Raw genomic sequence first — 15,437 nt, 5'->3', positions numbered from 1 at the left:
CAGTCGGCTGCGCATCTCTTCCCTGCCTCCGCCCTCATCAACGGCGGGGTCGACCCCCCGGAGCCCTCCCGGCGGACGGCGCAGACTCCGGGCCGGGAGTCTCACGGAGCCACGGCCCCGGTGACCGGCGAAGCCCTTATTGCACATAGTTCGCAACTACACTTGGTTTGCGAAACCAGTGTGAGGGAGTGGCCATGTCCGAGGAGCGCATCGTGCTTGGCATCGAGTCGTCGTGCGACGAGACCGGCGCGGGCATCGTTACCGGCGGCAGACTGCTGGCCCATGTCGTGGCGTCGAGCATGGACGAGCACGCACGTTTCGGCGGTGTGGTGCCGGAGATCGCCGCCCGGGCCCATCTCCAGTCCTTCAATCCGGTGGTACGGGAGGCACTGGACCAGGCGGGACTGCACCTTTCCGATATCGACGCGGTCGCCGTGACGACCGGGCCGGGCCTGTCGGGCGCGCTCCAAGTCGGCCTCGCAGGCGCGAAGGGCCTCGCCTATGCGGCGGGCGTCCCGCTGTACGGGGTGCACCATCTCGCCGGACATGTGGCCGCGGACACCCTGGAGCACGGTCCGCTGCCCGACCCCTGCATGGTCCTGATCGTGTCGGGCGGGCACACCTCGCTGCTGCTGGTGCGGGATCTCGTCCGGGACCCGATCATCCATCTGGGTGACACTGTGGACGATGCGGCGGGTGAGTGCTTCGACAAGGTGGCGCGGGTCTTCGGGCTGCCGTATCCGGGCGGACCGGCCATCGACCGGGCTGCCCGGGAGGGCAATCCCTGCGCGGTCGCCTTCCCCCGCCCGCTGACCGGCCCGCGGGACGACTCGTACGCCTTCTCCTTCTCCGGGCTGAAGACCGCCGCCGCCCGCTGGGCCGAGAAGCACCGGCTCGACGGCACCGAACTGCCGGTGGCCGACGGCGCCGCCTCGCTCCAGGAGGCGGTCGCGGACGTCCTGACCCGTAAGGCGCTGGCCGCCTGCCGGGCCTACGGGGTCGCCACCCTTGTGGTGGTCGGCGGGGTCGCGGCGAACTCCCGGGTCCGGGCCCTGGCCGAGGAGCGGTGCGCGGCGGCCGGGGTGGAGCTGCGGGTGCCGCCGCTGACCCTGTGCACGGACAACGGCGCCATGATCGCGGCCGTTGGCGATCTCCTCGTCCGCGCCGGTGCCCCGCCTGCGCAGCTCAACGTCTCCATCGACCCCTCCGCCCCATTGGAGTACGCGGCCCTGCACCCCGTCGCCGAGTCTGCGGTACGCGCCGGATGAACGCCCCGTCCGTACGCCGGGTGCCGCCGGGCGAGCTGCTCGGACACCAGGCGGACCTGGAGCAGGTGTACACGGAAGCCTTCGCCGGACCGCCGTGGTACGAGGACGCGGGCCGGGCGTCGGATTTCGTGCGACGGCTGTCCGACGATGTCTCCCGGCCGGGTTTCGTGGCAGCGCTGGGCTTCGACGGCGATGGCGTGATCGGGCTCGCGACCGCTTGGACGACGCCATCGGTCTTCCCGGCGAACCGCTGCTATCCGGAGATAGCAGCGGCCCTGGGCACGGACTGCACGATGCGATGGCTGTGCGGCAGCCGGGAGGTCGACGAACTGGCGCTGGCCGGAGCGGCCCGGGGCCGGGGCACGGGCGCCGCGCTGCTCGAAGCGGTGACGGCTGACGCACCGGAGGGCCGGTGCTGGCTGCTGACCTCCGTACGGGCCCGGCAAGCCCTCGGCCTCTACCGGCGCCTGGGCTGGGCACAGGCCACTCATCCGGCACCCGGGGGCACCGGTCTCGTGGTCTTCCTCGGGCCTGCGCATCCGGACCGTGCGGCTGTCCCTCTCCCCCTCTGACCTTCCTCCGAGCGGCCGGGGCCCTCCCTTGCGTACCGCCGATATCCGCTCCCGCTTCCTGGGCTTCTTCGCCGCCCGGGGCCGTACCGTCGTCCCCGGTGCGCCGCTGCCCACCCCGGACCCGACGCTCCTCTTCGTCAATGCGGCATGGTTCCCTTCAAGCCGTATCCGACCGGCGAACAGGCCCCGCCGTGGCCGCGGGCGACCAGCGCACCGGCCCCGGTGGCGTCCGCCGCCGCCCCCGGCCGGTCGGCCGTCCTGGTCCCGGCCGTCAACAGGGCCGCCGGGACCTCGGGTCAGCATGCGGCCACCCCGGTCAAGCGGCTGCTCGCCGGGCGCGGTGGCGGCTCGGCGGACATCGCCCAGGGCGGCGGCACCGGCGGGCCGGGTCAGCGAGGTGCCGGCCGGCCTGCCCCACCCTGCTATCGGAGAGATGACACCGCCGGCAGAGGGAGCCGGCCGGCCGCATGCCAGTGGGATCAGCCGTCTTCCCACAGGCGTTCAGCCGTGCCGGAACTCCGGGGACCGCTTCTCGGCGAAGGCGTCCATGCCCTCCTTCTGGTCGGCGGTGGCGAACACCGCGTGGAAGAGCCGCCGCTCGAAGCGCACGCCTTCGGTGAGACTTGTCTCGAAGGACCGGTTGACGGCTTCCTTGGCCATCATGGCGACCGGAAGGGACATCTCCGCGACGGTCCGGGCAACCGCGCGGGCCTCGGTGAGGAGGTCGTCTGCAGGAACGGTCCGGGAGACGAGCCCGGCGCGCTCCGCCTCGGCGGCGTCCATGGTGCGGCCGGTCAGGCACAGTTCCATGGCTTTGGCCTTGCCGATCGCGCGGGTGAGGCGCTGGGAGCCGCCGATGCCTGGGATGACGCCGAGTTTGATCTCGGGCTGGCCGAAAACGGCCGTGTCGGCCGCGAGGAGGATGTCGCAGAGCATGGCGAGTTCGCAGCCGCCGCCGAGGGCGTAGCCGGAGACGGCCGCGATGGTGGGGGTGCGGAGCCGGCCGAGGCGGTCCCAGGCGGTGAACCAGTCGCTGAGGTACATGTCCATGTAGCTCTGGGGGCGCATCTCCTTGATGTCGGCGCCGGCCGCGAATGCCTTCGCGGAGCCGGTGATCACGATGCAGCCGATGCCCGGGTCGCGGTCGAGTTCCTCGGTCGCGGCCACGACCTCGTTCATGACGGTGAGGTTGAGGGCGTTGAGGGCCTTCGGGCGGTTGAGGGTGAGCAGCGCCACCCGGCCGGTGCGTTCCAGCAGGATCGTCTCGTACGGCGTGCTCATGCAGTGGCCCCGTTCTGTGCGCCGAGGGTACGAAGAGTGCGGACGATGGCGGAGAAGTCCAGATCGGCGCCCTCACCGGCGGCGAAGGCGGCGTACAGTTCGGCGGCCCTGCTGCCGAGCGGGGCTGCGACCCCGCCGGCCGCCAGGGCGTTTGCGGCGAGGCCGAGGTCCTTGGCCATGAGGGAGGCGGCGAAGCCGGGTCGGTAGTCGCGGTTGGCAGGGCTGGCCGGGACGGGCCCGGGGACGGGACAGTTGACGGTCAAGGCCCAGCACTGGCCCGACGCGGCGGAGGCGACGTCGAACAGGGCTTGATGGGAGAGCCCGAGGGACTCCCCGAGGACGAACGCCTCGCTGACGGCGATCATGGAGACGCCGAGGATCATGTTGTTGCAGATCTTCGCCGCCTGCCCGGCTCCCGCGCCTCCGCAGTGGACGACGCGTTTCCCCATGGCGGAGAGGACCGGTTCGGCCTCGGCGAACTCGGGTGCGCCGCCCCCGGCCATAAAGGTCAGGGTGGCGGCTTCGGCTCCGACGACGCCCCCGGAGACCGGTACGTCCAGGGCGCGGTGGCCGGCTGCCGTGGCGGCTTCGTGGGCGGTCCGGGCGTCGGCGACGTCGATGGTGGAGCAGTCGATGAAGAGGGTGCCGGGCCGGGCGGCGGCCAGCACTCCTTCGTCCCGGTACAGGGCGAGGACATGGTGTCCGGCGGGCAGCATGGTGATCACGATGTCCGCGTGGGCCGCGGCGTCGACGGCGGATGCCGCTCTCCCGGCTCCGGCTGCGACGGCCGCGTCCAGCGAGGCGGACACGAGGTCGTAGCCGATGACATGGTGTCCGGCCCGGACGAGGTTGGCGGCCATCGGGCCGCCCATGCGACCGAGTCCGATGAAGGCGATGACGCTGTTCACCAGGGCACCTCCTGAAGGGGGCCGTGGGCGGCGAGGCGCAGTTCGCGCTCGCCGAGGGGGGCGAAGAACCGGTCGACGTCATGCGTGCCGACCTCTTCGAGGGTGGGCGGGTGCCACCGGGGGGCACGGTCCTTGTCGATGACCTGGGCCCGGATTCCCTCCGCGAGGTCGGGGTGGGTCAGGGCGGCGCAGGAGACCCGGTACTCCTGTTCCAGTACGCGCTCCAGGGGGCCGAGCAGGCGTGCCCCCCGGAGGGCGGCGAGGGTCACCTTGAGTGCGGTCGGGGCCTTTGTCCTCAGGGTCCTGGCGGCTTCCCGGGCGGCGGGATCAGCGTGTGCTGTCAGCCGCTCGACGATCTCCTCCACCGTATCCGCGGTGTAGCAGGTGTCGATCCACGCCCGCCGGGCTCCGAGCTCACCGGGCGGTGCCGGGCGGACATGGCGGGTGAGCACCTCGTGTACGGAGGCGTGCGCGAGGCCGGCGAGGAGGGCCGGCAGGGCATGTGAGGGGACGTAGTGGTCGGCGAGGCCGCACAGCAGGGCGTCGGCCGCGCCGACCGGGGTTCCGGTCAGGGCGAGGTGGGTGCCGAGTTCACCGGGGGCGAGTCCCAGGAGGTAGGTGCCTCCGACGTCGGGCACGAAGCCGATGCCGGTCTCGGGCATGGCGATCCGGGAGCGTTCGGTGACGATCCGTACGGTGCCGTGGGCGGAGATGCCGACGCCGCCGCCCATGACGATGCCGTCCATCAGGGCGACGTACGGTTTCGGGTAGCGGGCGATCCGGACGTTGAGCCGGTACTCGTCGCGCCAGAAGTCGGCCGAGGCGGTGCCACCCGATACCGCGTCCCGGTGGATGGCGCGGATGTCTCCTCCGGCACACAGGCCCCGCTCTCCCGCGCCGGTGATGACGATCGTCTCCACGGCCGGGTCCTTCTCCCAGCGGTCGAGAGCGTCGGCCAGGGTTCGGACCATGTCGTGAGTGAGGGCATTGAGGGCCCTGGGGCGGTTGAGGGTGAGGTGGGCGGCGCGGCCTTCGGTACGCAGGAGGACGGGGTCGTCGTTCGGGGAGGTGGTCATCGGACCGCCTCGGTGATGCCCCGGGCCACGATGAGGCGCATGATCTCGTTCGTTCCTTCCAGGATCCGGTGGACCCGCAGGTCTCGGACGATCTTCTCGATGCCGTACTCGCTGAGGTAGCCGTAGCCGCCGTGGAGCTGAAGCGCGCGGTCGGCGACGGAGTAGCCGGTGTCGGTGGCGAATCGCTTGGCCATCGCGCAGAGCTGTGGCGCCCGGGGGTCGTCCCGGTCCAGGGCGTGGGCGGCTTGGCGGACGAGGGCGCGGGCCGCGGCGAGTTCGGTGGCCATGTCGGCGAGGCGGAACTGAAGCGCCTGGGCGTCGATGAGTCTCGTTCCGAACGCCTCCCGGTCGGCGAGGTGGGCGATGCTGCGGTCCAGCGCGGTCTGTCCGCCGCCGAGGGAGCAGGCGGCGATGCCGAGACGTCCGCCGTTGAGTCCGTTCATGGCGATGCGGAAGCCGTCGCCCTCGGCGCCGAGCCTGCGGTCGGCGGGCACCTGTACGCCGTCGAGGACGACCTGCCGGGTGGGCTGGGCGTTCCAGCCCATCTTGTGTTCGTTGGGCCCGAAGGAGAGTCCGGGGTCGTCCTTCTCTACGACGAAGGCGGAGATCCCGCCGGGTCCGCCCCCGCCGGTGCGGGCCATCACGATGTAGACGTCAGTGGCGCCGGCTCCGGAGATGAACTGCTTCACCCCGGTGAGCGTGTAGCCGTCCCCGTCCCGTTCGGCACGGGTGGTCAGGGCGGCAGCGTCGGAACCCGTGCCCGGCTCGGTGAGGCAGTAGCTGCCCAGGGTGCCGGCGGTGCACAGGGAAGGGAGCCAGCGGGTCCGCTGGGTGTCGTCGCCGTATCGGTCGATCATCCAGGCGACCATGTTGTGGATGGACAGGTACCCGGCAATGGACGGACAGCCGATGGCCAGCACTTCGAAGATCAGCACACCGTCGCTGCGGGTCAGTCCGGAGCCGCCGTGGTCCTCCCTGACATAGATTCCGCCGAGACCGAGTGCGGCGGCCTTGCGCAGGGCGTCGACGGGGAAGTATTTGTCCCGGTCCCAGGCGACGGCGTGCGGGGCAAGATGTTTCTGGGCGAAGTCGAGGGTGACCTCGGCGAGGGCGAGCTGGTCGCCGGTGAGGGTCCGGTCCCTGGTGAGGGTGGTCGTGGTCATGGCCGTCACCCCATGGTCGGGATCGTGAAGCTCGCGCCTTCCTTGACCCCCGAGGGCCAGCGGGAGGTCACGGTCTTGGCGCGGGTACAGAAGCGGATGGCATCCGGTCCGTGCTGGCCGAGGTCGCCGAAGCCGGACCGCTTCCAGCCGCCGAAGGTGTGGTACGCGACGGGGACCGGGATGGGTACGTTGACGCCGACCATGCCGGTGTCGACCCGGCGGGTGAAGTCGCGGGCGGTGTCCCCGTCGCGGGTGAAGATCGCGACTCCGTTGCCGTAGGGATGCTCGCTCGGCAGTCGCAGGGCGTCCTCGTAGCCGGCGGCGCGGACCACCGACAGCACCGGGCCGAAAATCTCCTCTCGGTAGATCCTCATCGACGGTGAGACCCGGTCGAAGAGGGAGGCGCCGGCGAAGAACCCGTCCTCGTGGCCCTCCAGGGTGAAACCCCGCCCGTCGACGACGAGTTCGGCGCCCTCATCGACTCCGGTGTCCACAGAGCGGCGGACCCGGTCGAGTGCGTCCCGGCTGACGAGCGGGCCGAAGTCCGCGGCGGGGTCGTCGGAGCGGCCGATCCGCAGGGTTCCGACCCGTTCCTTGAGACGGGCGACGAGCGCGTCGGCGGTCTCCTCGCCCACGGGTACGGCCACCGAGATGGCCATGCAGCGTTCCCCGGCCGAGCCGTATCCGGCGCCGATGAGGGCATCGACGGCCTGGTCGAGGTCGGCGTCGGGCATCACGATCATGTGGTTCTTGGCGCCGCCGAAGCACTGGGCCCGTTTCCCCCGGGCGGCGGCGGTGGCGTAGACATGGGCCGCTACGGGGGTGGATCCCACGAAGCCCAGGGCCTGCACCCGGGAGTCCTCCAGGAGCGTGTCCACGGCGTCTTTGGCTCCATTGACGACGTTGAACACCCCGGGCGGCAGTCCCGCCTCCAGGAAGAGCTCGGCGAGCCGGAGCGGGACCGAGGGGTCGCGCTCCGAGGGCTTGAGGATGAACGAGTTACCGCAGGCAAGGGCCGGTGCGGCCTGCCACAGCGGGATCATCGCCGGGAAGTTGAACGGCGTGATGCCCGCGATGACCCCGAGCGGAGCCCGAAGTGAGTGGACGTCGATGCCGGTGCCGGCGCTGTCGGTGAAGTCCCCCTTCAGCAGGTGGGGGATGCCGACGGCGAACTCCACCACGTCCAGTCCCCGCTGGAGGTCCCCCTGTGCGTCGGCGATCGTCTTCCCGTGCTCGGCGGAGAGCAGCCGGGCGAGGGCCTCGCGCTCGCCCTCCACAAGCTGGAGGAACCGCATCAGCACCCGGGCCCGCCGCTGCGGGTTCCAGGCACCCCACTCAGTCTGCGCCCGGGCGGCGTCGGCAACGGCCGCGCGGACCTCGTCCCGCCCGGCCAGGGGCACCTTCGCCTGGACCTGTCCGGTATTGGGGTCGTACACGTCGGCATAGAGTCCGGAGGTGCCGGGAGTTCGCTTGCCGCCGGTGAAGTGTGTCAGTTCACGGACCATGGAAGCCTGCTCTCGTCAGGTGGATCCGGGGATGGCACGGCGGAGCCGCGTCACGACGCCGCTCGGGCGGTGGTGGCGGGATCAGCCGTGAACGCGCAGACGGAGGCCGCGAGGGCTAATCACCGGTCACAGAGCGCGCGTGCTTCGCCGGATCAACAGGGCCATGGATACGGACCGTTGCCATGCGTGTCTGCTCCATCCTCGTGGACAACACGGAACAAACCCACGGCCGGTATCCTGACTCCCGGATCTCCGCACGCGTTCCGGCCTTCCCGACGGTCCTCCCGTCAGTGGCTCATCTCGCTGGAGCGCGCACTCCCCGGTCACAGTGGCGGGACCGTGCCGGATTCACACCGGCTTCCCTGCACCGCGGGTACTGCCTCCGACGATATAGTTGGACGTCCTAGCAAGTCCACCCCGCCACTCCCCCGGGGGACGTAAGGTCTGGCCATGCGTATCGTCTCGCTCCTTCCGGCCGCGACCGACATCGTCGCCGCACTGGGCCTCGCGGGTGATCTCGTGGGGCGTACCCATGAGTGCGACTGGCCTCCCGAGGACGTGGCGCCCGTACCCGTCGTCACCGCCGCGGAATTCTCCGCGGATGCGCTGACCAGCCGGGAGATCTCGGATGCGGTGGGCGGATCCCGGCACTCCGGCTCGTCGCTCTACAGCCTGGACACCGACGCGCTCGCCGGGCTCGCCCCCGATGTGATCCTCACCCAGGACCTCTGCGATGTATGCGCCGTCTCCTACACCTCGGTCTCGCGGGCGGTCCGCCTGATGGAGGGCGAGGCCCGCGTCCTCAGCCTCGAACCCCGGACCCTGGACGATGTCCTGGAATGCCTGGTCCGGGTGGGGGAACTCCTCGGAGTCGAGAGCGCGGCACGGCTGCGTCATACGGAGCTTTCCGCCCGGCTGGCGGCGGTACGCGAGGCGACGGCGGGCCGTCGCCGCCCGCGGGTCGTGGCCATCGAGTGGCTGGACCCGCTCTGGCCGGCCGGCCACTGGGTCCCCGAGCAGATCACCCACGCGGGCGGACTGCCCCTCCTGGCGGCGCCCGGCGAGCACACCAAGCCGATGACGTGGCAGGACGTGGTCGCCGCCCGGCCCGAGGTTCTCCTTCTTCTGCCGTGCGGCTTCAGCCCGGAGCGCACGGAGCGGGGGCGGGAACTGCTGACGGCGCTGCCGGGCTGGGCGGAGCTGCCCGCCGTACGCGGAGACGAGGTCTGGGTTCTCGACGGACCGGCGTACTTCAACCGCCCCGGCCCTCGTGTGGTTCGCGGAGTGGAGGTCCTGGCGCATGTCCTGCACGGATCAGCGCCCGGCGAGCCCGTCTCCGCGGCGGAGGCCCGCCGACTGGCCGACGTCCGGCCCATCGGACAGCGGACCACTCGTCTCAGATCATCATCCACATAATGGACGCGCCTCTGTCGTGAGGATCAGCGGCACCGTAAGCTGGCCGACGCGACTGGTTCGCCCTGTCCGCCAGGCAGGTGCGTCGTAAGAGGGAACCCGGTGGGAATCCGGGACTGCCCCGCAGCGGTAAGTGGGAACGACCGCCGTCATATGCACTGGACCCGGGACGGGTCTGGGAAGCGACGGCCAGTAGGTGTCCGCCGGAAGATTCCGGTGGGTGGGCCCACGAGTCCGAAGACCTGCCCGTTGCCCGTGCACGGACCATTCCGTGTGCGGATATCCCGGTGACCTCGAGGGCGGGTCGGCGAACATACCGAGCGGAAGGCCGCGCATGCCGCGCGAGGCCCTTGTCCGTCCGGTCCGTCGCCCCTTCGCGCTCTCGTCCCCGCCTCCGGGATCTCAGGGATTCATCTCGCGAAGGAGATCTCCGTGACATCGAAGTCCGCAGCCGCGGCAGCACGGTCCACCGTGTACGGCTACCCCCGCCAGGGCCGGCACCGGGAACTCAAGAAGGCCATCGAGGGCTACTGGAAGGGCCGTATCACGGCCGATGCCCTGACCGCCGCCGCCTCCGACCTGCGCCGCCGGAACTGGCAGGAGCTGGCCGACGCCGGTATCGACGAGGTCCCGACCGGTGACTTCTCTTATTACGACCACGTCCTCGACACCACCGTCCTCGTCGGCGCGATCCCCGCCCGGCACCGGGCCGCTGTCGCCGCTGACGCGCTGGACGGCTACTTCGCCATGGCGCGCGGCACGCAGGACGTCGCCCCGCTGGAGATGACCAAGTGGTTCGACACGAACTACCACTACCTCGTCCCCGAGCTGGGCCCGGACACCGTCTTCACCGCCAACCCGGCCAAGCAGGTCGGCGAGCTGACCGAGGCGCTCGCCCTCGGGCACACGCCCCGCCCGGTCCTGGTCGGTCCCGTCACCTATCTCCTCCTCTCCAAGCCCGCCCCCGGGGTGGCCGCGGACTTCGACCCGCTGACCCTCCTCGACCGGCTCCTTCCGGTGTACGCGTCGGTCCTCGCCGATCTACGGGCCGCCGGGGCCGAGTGGGTCCAGCTGGACGAACCCGCTCTGGTGCAGGACCGCACTCCGGCCGAGCTGAACGCCGCTGCCCGGGCCTACCGTGATCTCGGCGCCCTGACCGACCGTCCGAAGCTGCTGGTCGCCTCCTACTTCGACCACCTCGGCGAGGCCCTGCCCGTCCTCGCCAAGGCGCCCGTGGACGGCCTGGCACTGGACTTCACCGAGTCGGCTGCCGCCAACCTGGAGAAGCTGGCCGCCGTCGGCGGACTGCCCGGCAAGCGCCTGATCGCCGGAGTCGTCAACGGCCGCAACATCTGGATCAACGACCTGGGCAAGTCGCTGGCCACCCTCGGCACCCTTCTCGGCCTCGCCGACCGGGTCGATGTCGCCGCTTCCTGCTCTCTGCTGCACGTCCCCCTCGACGCTTCCCTCGAACGGGACATCGACCCGCAGATCCTCCGCTGGCTGGCCTTTGCCCGGCAGAAGACCACCGAGATCGCCACCCTCGCCAAGGGCCTCGCCCAGGGCACCGACGCCATCACCGGCGAACTCGCCGCCAACCGGGCCGCCCTCGCCTCCCGTACCGTGTCCCCGATCACCCGGGACCCCGCGGTCCGCGCCCGCACCGGGGCGATCACGGACGCGGATGCCCGCCGCTCCCAGCCGTACGGCGAACGGACCGTGGCACAGCGCGAGCGCCTCGGGCTGCCCTACCTGCCGACGACCACCATCGGCTCCTTCCCGCAGACCGACGAACTGCGGGTGGCGCGGGCCGATCTGCGGGCCGGCCGGATCGACACCGCCGGGTACGAGGAGCGCATCCGGGCCGAGATCGCCGAGGTGATCTCCTTCCAGGAGAAGACCGGGGTCGATGTCCTGGTGCACGGCGAGCCCGAGCGCAACGACATGGTGCAGTACTTCGCCGAGCAGCTCACCGGCTACCTCGCCACCCAGCACGGCTGGGTCCAGTCCTATGGCACCCGCTACGTCCGGCCGCCGGTCCTCGCGGGCGACATCTCCCGACCCGAGCCGATGACGGTCCGCTGGACTTCTCACGCGCAGTCCCTCACCGACAAGCCGGTCAAGGGCATGCTCACCGGCCCGGTCACCATGCTTGCCTGGTCGTTCGTCCGCGACGACCAGCCCCTCGGCGACACCGCACGCCAGGTCGCCCTCGCCCTGCGCGACGAGGTGAACGATCTGGAGGCCGCCGGGACCTCCGTCATCCAGGTCGACGAACCGGCCCTGCGCGAAACCCTCCCGCTGCGCACCGCCAACCACGCCGCATACCTCGCCTGGGCGACGGAGTCCTTCCGCCTCACCACCAGCGGTGTCCGGCCGGACACCCAGATCCACACCCACATGTGCTACGCCGAGTTCGGCGACATCGTCCAGGCCATCGACGACCTCGACGCCGACGTCATCAGCCTGGAGGCCGCCCGCTCCCACATGCAGGTCGCCCATGAACTCGCCGCCCACGGCTACCCCCGCGAGGCCGGACCCGGTGTCTGGGACATCCACTCCCCCCGCGTGCCGTCTGCCGAGGAGGCCGCCCGCCTCCTCCGTACTGGTCTCAAGGCCATTCCGGCCGAGCGGCTCTGGGTCAACCCCGACTGCGGTCTGAAGACCCGGGGCTGGGCGGAGACCCGGGCCTCCCTGGAGAACCTGGTCGCCGCCGCCCGTACGGTGCGCGGCGAACTTCCCACGTCCTGACGGGGATCCCCGTCGGGGGCGGCAGGGCGCATGCCCTCCGTCCCCGACGGGGTCGGGATGCGGTCGTCCACGATGCCCAGGGGGGTCCCTACCGATGAAGCGCGAGCCGCAGCACGTTGTCGTCAACGGCAGGCGCATGGTGGTGGTGACGATGCGGGAGTTCGAGGCCCTGCACGCACTCCGCAGGCAGCTGGGCGCACAGGGCAAGCGGATCCGAACCAGCCGGCCGGTGACCCGAGTGCCGGCCCCGGCAGGGTCCGGTGGGGCCGGCGAACGGGGACGGCCCGGCCCGGCAGTAGCCTCACCGAAGTTGAGACGAGTTCGGGCAGCCGACCGGACGGCGGATGCGGCGGAATGCCGGCCTTTCGAGTTCTTGCCGGACTCAGCCGGCGGCGGCATGGAACCATCGGCCAGGAAGAGGCCGGGCGCTCCCCGCGAGTGCGGGGTGGCCCTACGTACCGTACGTACGGCCTTATCGCGCCATCTCCTGCCGCAGTTTGAGACATCCGGTTGGTCCGCCCGCCGAGGGAACTTCGCTGATCATCGACGGCTCCCCGCGGCCGCACTCCCCTGCCACCGCCCCGGCGCATAGCGGCCTGATCTTTACGGGTGCCCTTCCGCCACGCCGGAACGCCTGGCGACGCTCAAGGAGCGGGGGTGACGAACCGTTCCCCCGTTCTCGAAGGGGGACGCATGACAGCGCACACGAAACCACCGAGGGTTTCGCGCACCAAGGGCAAGCTGCTGCTGGGGGTCCTGGCGGCGGCGTCCCTGGCGATGGGCGGCCTGACGGCCGGCCCCGCCTCCGCGCAGGCCCCGGCTCCGGAGCCGAAGGAGGCGGGCGCGACGGGGACGGGCACGTCGGAGCACGCCACCGGCGTGGACACCCCGGCCGAGGCCCGGGCGGTGGAGGAGTACCACATGAAGGACCCGCCGCTGGCCGGCGCCGCCGACTACGCCCAGTGGCTGCCGACGTCCGGTGCGGCGTCCCCGGCAGGCCCCGCGCCCTCCACACCCGGCCCCGCGCCCTCCACACCCGGCTCCGTACCGCCCGCGTCCGCCACCGGCCTGGTGACGGCCGAGGAGTGGGCGAGGGACCTGCCGAAGGAGGCGGCGAAGGAGGTCAGGAAGGCGTTCCCGGCCAACCTGCCGCTGGCCCGTACCGTGGGCAGGGTCTGGTACACCAACCCGCGCGACGGGAAGACCTACGGATGTTCGGCGGCCTCCATCAACAGTCCGTCGAAGATGATGGTGGCAACCGCGGGCCACTGCGTCGCCATCGGGGGCAGCGGCGCGGGCGGCAGCGACCCCGGCAAACGGGTGTGGATGAAGAATTGGATGTTCATGCCCGCCTACAACACCGGTGGCCAGGAGGCCCCCTACGGCAAGTTCGTCGCCAAGTACATCCGCGCGTTCGACTATTGGCTGGACGGCGGGGGCTTGCCCTACGATTTCGCGCTGGTCACCGTGAACCCCAATGCTCAGGGGCAGCAGGTGGTCAACGCGGTCGGCGGCAACGGCCTGTCCTACAACTACGGCGACACCGAGGACGTCACCATGGTGGGCTACCCGGTGAATCACGGCGGGGGCTACACCCAGAACCACTACGCCGGTCGCACCAAGACGTCCGACCGCGACTTGACCCTGATCATGATGGAGGGGTCCGGCTTCAACGAAGGGGGCAGCGGGGGACCCTGGTTGCGCAAGTACGACCCCTTGACCGGCAAGGGGTTCATCAACGGCGTCACCAGCGTCATCCGCAACGGCACCAGCAACAAGAACGACAGTCCGCACTTTGGCAGCGCCATGAAGCTGATGTGGGACGAGCAGGGGTCCCGCATGTAGGAGCCGTCGGCGGGCGGTCACGGACGGACCCGTGGCCACCAGCACGGGGAACATCCTCCGGACCGTACGACGACCGGCCGACCGTCAGTGGCCGGTCCACGGCCCGGAGGGCCGCCGCTCGCGCCCGGTCCGGCTCGGCCCGGGGCGAGCGCTCCAGGCCCACGGAACTTCTTGACCCAGTCGCAGGTGGCGAGGTTGTTGGCGACAGCCGGGACGACGCTGGGGTCGGCGCTGCAGTCAGAATCGGAGAGCCGCTTCCGGCGAGGGCAGCTGGCCGCCCTCATGCGTCGTTCCGAGCGTCGCCGGTCGCGGTCCTCGCACTCGAACATCTGCAACTCGGCCGGGAACCCCCGGTGAGGAGAGCCATTCGCGTTCGGCGGGCGACGAGGTCGGGGAACCGGACTCGCATGGTGAGCAGCCGTAGGGCCCGGCAGGCGGTGTCGATCGCCGCGTCGGAGGCGGTCCGGGTCAGTTTGTGGCGCAGGCCGGTCATGGCGCGTCCTTCCTGGAGCGGTTCAGCAGCTGGTCCCAGCGGTCGAGAGAGGGCAGGGTACGGCCCGGCACGGGGGCACCGTCACCGCGGTCATCACGCCGTCATCACGCGGTCATCACCCGGCCGGAACCACGATCGCGTACAACCATTGCCGGTCCGCCGGAGTCCTGCTCACACATGCCGTTGGCATGTGCATTTGCCTAGGGGAAAGAGGACGCATGGCTGTGAACCGGAGGCTCTTCCTGGGCGGATTCACCGCGGGTGCGGTGACCGTGGCGGCGGGCACGGCGACGCCCGCGGCGGCCGCGGCGACCCAGGGGCCGACGACGACGTTCGACGGACCCGTGGTGGCCGAACGCTTCAGCACGAACTCGACGGCCAACTCCGCCTTCCTGAAGACGACGTCCACGACCGAACACGCCGCGACCGTCTACCAGGCCGGGACCTCGGGCAGCGGGGTCGCCCTGAACATCGTGTCGGACAATCCGGATAACTCCGCCGTCTACCTCACCGGCCGGGAGAAGACCCGCGGCACACTGAAGATCTCGCACATCGGCCACGCGGACGGGTCCGATGCGGACGCCGCCGCGGTGTCCATCGACCTCAAGACGGCCGGAACAGCCACCCAGGGCATCTTTCTGACCGCCACGGACGGGGCCACGACGGGCAATCTGATCTGTCTGCGCAACAACGGCCGCGACGATTTCGTCGTCAAGGGCAGCGGACGCGTCGGCATCGGTCTCGCGGTGGGCTCCGCCCCCTGGTCCCAGCTCCATATCGTCCAGCGGCCGGGGGCCAACTCCGCGCTGATGGTCGAGGGGGCGGTACGGGTCGTCGACGCCGCGACCGTGCCGACGGCCGTCGACTCCAAGGGCGGCGGCGCGCTCTACGCCCAGGCCGGCGAGTTGCTGTGGCGCGGCGCGAACGGCACCGTCACCCGTATCGCCCCGGCCTGATCAGCGACAGGGACGGACGACGACCGTGCAACTGACACCCGAGGAACTGGTCGCGGAATTCCATGACGCCGTCATGGAACTGTATTTCGCCCGCAAGCGCATCGCGCATCTGGAGGCGGAGAACGAAATGCTCCGGATACGGTCGGCGGAGGCCGGGCCGAACAGTGCGGAGCAGACGGAGGCGGCCGCCGACACCGCGCCCTGAC

The 15,437-nt window shown here is 71.0% G+C and carries 12 protein-coding genes, 1 pseudogene and 2 riboswitches; of the genes and pseudogenes, 8 read left to right on the top strand and 5 right to left on the bottom strand.

Annotated features, from left to right (window positions below):
* Window positions 1–194 precede the first annotated feature (194 nt).
* From tsaD to ACIQ9E_RS26155, 3 genes and pseudogenes are all read left to right on the top strand, one after another.
* A complete protein-coding gene (gene tsaD, locus ACIQ9E_RS26165) occupies window positions 195–1,268 on the top strand; it encodes a tRNA (adenosine(37)-N6)-threonylcarbamoyltransferase complex transferase subunit TsaD (protein WP_403711002.1) in 1,074 nt (357 codons plus the stop codon).
* Complete coding sequence (locus ACIQ9E_RS26160) at window positions 1,265–1,840, top strand: GNAT family N-acetyltransferase (protein WP_403711000.1); 576 nt, start codon at window positions 1,265–1,267, stop codon at window positions 1,838–1,840. The genes tsaD and ACIQ9E_RS26160 overlap by 4 nt, the downstream gene beginning before the upstream one ends.
* 28 nt (window positions 1,841–1,868) lie before the next feature.
* Window positions 1,869–2,050, top strand: a pseudogene (locus tag ACIQ9E_RS26155) (alanine--tRNA ligase-related protein); the annotation flags it as partial.
* A gap of 291 nt (window positions 2,051–2,341) precedes the next feature.
* Here ACIQ9E_RS26155 and ACIQ9E_RS26150 read toward each other — a convergent pair.
* From ACIQ9E_RS26150 to ACIQ9E_RS26130, 5 genes are read right to left on the bottom strand one after another with little or no spacing between them, the layout of a single operon-like run.
* Entirely contained in the window at window positions 2,342–3,121 is a 780-nt protein-coding gene (locus ACIQ9E_RS26150) for an enoyl-CoA hydratase (RefSeq protein WP_403710998.1), read from the bottom strand.
* Window positions 3,118–4,029: a 3-hydroxyisobutyrate dehydrogenase gene (mmsB, locus tag ACIQ9E_RS26145; RefSeq protein ID WP_403710996.1), complete on the bottom strand. Its 912-nt coding sequence runs from the start codon at window positions 4,027–4,029 to the stop codon at window positions 3,118–3,120. The genes ACIQ9E_RS26150 and mmsB overlap by 4 nt, the downstream gene beginning before the upstream one ends.
* On the bottom strand, window positions 4,026–5,105 hold the full coding sequence (locus ACIQ9E_RS26140; protein ID WP_403710994.1) for an enoyl-CoA hydratase/isomerase family protein: 1,080 nt from the start codon (window positions 5,103–5,105) through the stop codon (window positions 4,026–4,028). The genes mmsB and ACIQ9E_RS26140 overlap by 4 nt, the downstream gene beginning before the upstream one ends.
* Complete coding sequence (locus ACIQ9E_RS26135; protein ID WP_403710992.1) at window positions 5,102–6,268, bottom strand: acyl-CoA dehydrogenase family protein; 1,167 nt, start codon at window positions 6,266–6,268, stop codon at window positions 5,102–5,104. Before ACIQ9E_RS26135 ends, ACIQ9E_RS26140 begins: the two co-directional genes overlap by 4 nt.
* A 5-nt stretch (window positions 6,269–6,273) precedes the next feature.
* Window positions 6,274–7,773 carry a CoA-acylating methylmalonate-semialdehyde dehydrogenase gene (locus tag ACIQ9E_RS26130; RefSeq protein ID WP_403710990.1) on the bottom strand — a complete coding sequence of 500 codons (1,500 nt, stop codon included), beginning with the start codon at window positions 7,771–7,773 and terminating at the stop codon, window positions 6,274–6,276.
* Window positions 7,774–7,982: 209 nt separating this feature from the next.
* A riboswitch (cobalamin riboswitch) is annotated at window positions 7,983–8,169 on the bottom strand.
* A 54-nt stretch (window positions 8,170–8,223) separates the two neighbouring features.
* On the opposite strand from ACIQ9E_RS26130, the gene ACIQ9E_RS26125 reads away from it, so the two are divergent.
* The 5 genes from ACIQ9E_RS26125 to ACIQ9E_RS26105 all read left to right on the top strand — a co-directional run bounded on the left by ACIQ9E_RS26125 (window position 8,224) and on the right by ACIQ9E_RS26105 (window position 15,436).
* Window positions 8,224–9,189 (top strand): cobalamin-binding protein, encoded by a 966-nt coding sequence (locus tag ACIQ9E_RS26125; protein WP_403710988.1) that lies wholly within the window; start codon window positions 8,224–8,226, stop codon window positions 9,187–9,189.
* Window positions 9,190–9,225: 36 nt separating this feature from the next.
* Window positions 9,226–9,451, top strand: a riboswitch (cobalamin riboswitch).
* A gap of 167 nt (window positions 9,452–9,618) precedes the next feature.
* A complete protein-coding gene (gene metE, locus ACIQ9E_RS26120; protein ID WP_403710986.1) occupies window positions 9,619–11,937 on the top strand; it encodes a 5-methyltetrahydropteroyltriglutamate--homocysteine S-methyltransferase in 2,319 nt (772 codons plus the stop codon).
* A gap of 693 nt (window positions 11,938–12,630) precedes the next feature.
* A complete protein-coding gene (locus ACIQ9E_RS26115; protein ID WP_403710984.1) occupies window positions 12,631–13,782 on the top strand; it encodes a trypsin-like serine protease in 1,152 nt (383 codons plus the stop codon).
* A 711-nt stretch (window positions 13,783–14,493) separates the two neighbouring features.
* The gene (locus ACIQ9E_RS26110) at window positions 14,494–15,231 is read left to right on the top strand and encodes a hyaluronoglucosaminidase (protein ID WP_403710982.1); all 738 of its coding nucleotides are present in this window, start codon (window positions 14,494–14,496) and stop codon (window positions 15,229–15,231) included.
* 25 nt (window positions 15,232–15,256) lie between these two features.
* Window positions 15,257–15,436 carry a hypothetical protein gene (locus tag ACIQ9E_RS26105; protein ID WP_403710980.1) on the top strand — a complete coding sequence of 60 codons (180 nt, stop codon included), beginning with the start codon at window positions 15,257–15,259 and terminating at the stop codon, window positions 15,434–15,436.
* Window position 15,437: the final 1 nt, after the last annotated feature.

It is taken from the genome of Streptomyces sp. NPDC094448 (assembly GCF_044763775.1).
In the GTDB taxonomy this organism is placed as follows: Bacteria; Actinomycetota; Actinomycetes; order Streptomycetales; family Streptomycetaceae; genus Streptomyces.
This window is presented reverse-complemented; position numbering and strand designations above follow the sequence as displayed.

Bases quoted from the DNA above. Each gene is read 5' to 3' on its own strand.
- ACIQ9E_RS26115 (WP_403710984.1), top strand. From the start codon at position 12,631: ATGACAGCGCACACGAAACCACCGAGGGTTTCGCGCACCAAGGGCAAG.
- tsaD (WP_403711002.1), top strand. From the start codon at position 195: ATGTCCGAGGAGCGCATCGTGCTTGGCATCGAGTCGTCGTGCGACGAG.
- ACIQ9E_RS26135 (WP_403710992.1), bottom strand. From the start codon at position 6,268: ATGACCACGACCACCCTCACCAGGGACCGGACCCTCACCGGCGACCAG.
- ACIQ9E_RS26110 (WP_403710982.1), top strand. From the start codon at position 14,494: ATGGCTGTGAACCGGAGGCTCTTCCTGGGCGGATTCACCGCGGGTGCG.
- ACIQ9E_RS26125 (WP_403710988.1), top strand. From the start codon at position 8,224: ATGCGTATCGTCTCGCTCCTTCCGGCCGCGACCGACATCGTCGCCGCA.
- ACIQ9E_RS26160 (WP_403711000.1), top strand. From the start codon at position 1,265: ATGAACGCCCCGTCCGTACGCCGGGTGCCGCCGGGCGAGCTGCTCGGA.
- ACIQ9E_RS26130 (WP_403710990.1), bottom strand. From the start codon at position 7,773: ATGGTCCGTGAACTGACACACTTCACCGGCGGCAAGCGAACTCCCGGC.
- ACIQ9E_RS26140 (WP_403710994.1), bottom strand. From the start codon at position 5,105: ATGACCACCTCCCCGAACGACGACCCCGTCCTCCTGCGTACCGAAGGC.
- ACIQ9E_RS26150 (WP_403710998.1), bottom strand. From the start codon at position 3,121: ATGAGCACGCCGTACGAGACGATCCTGCTGGAACGCACCGGCCGGGTG.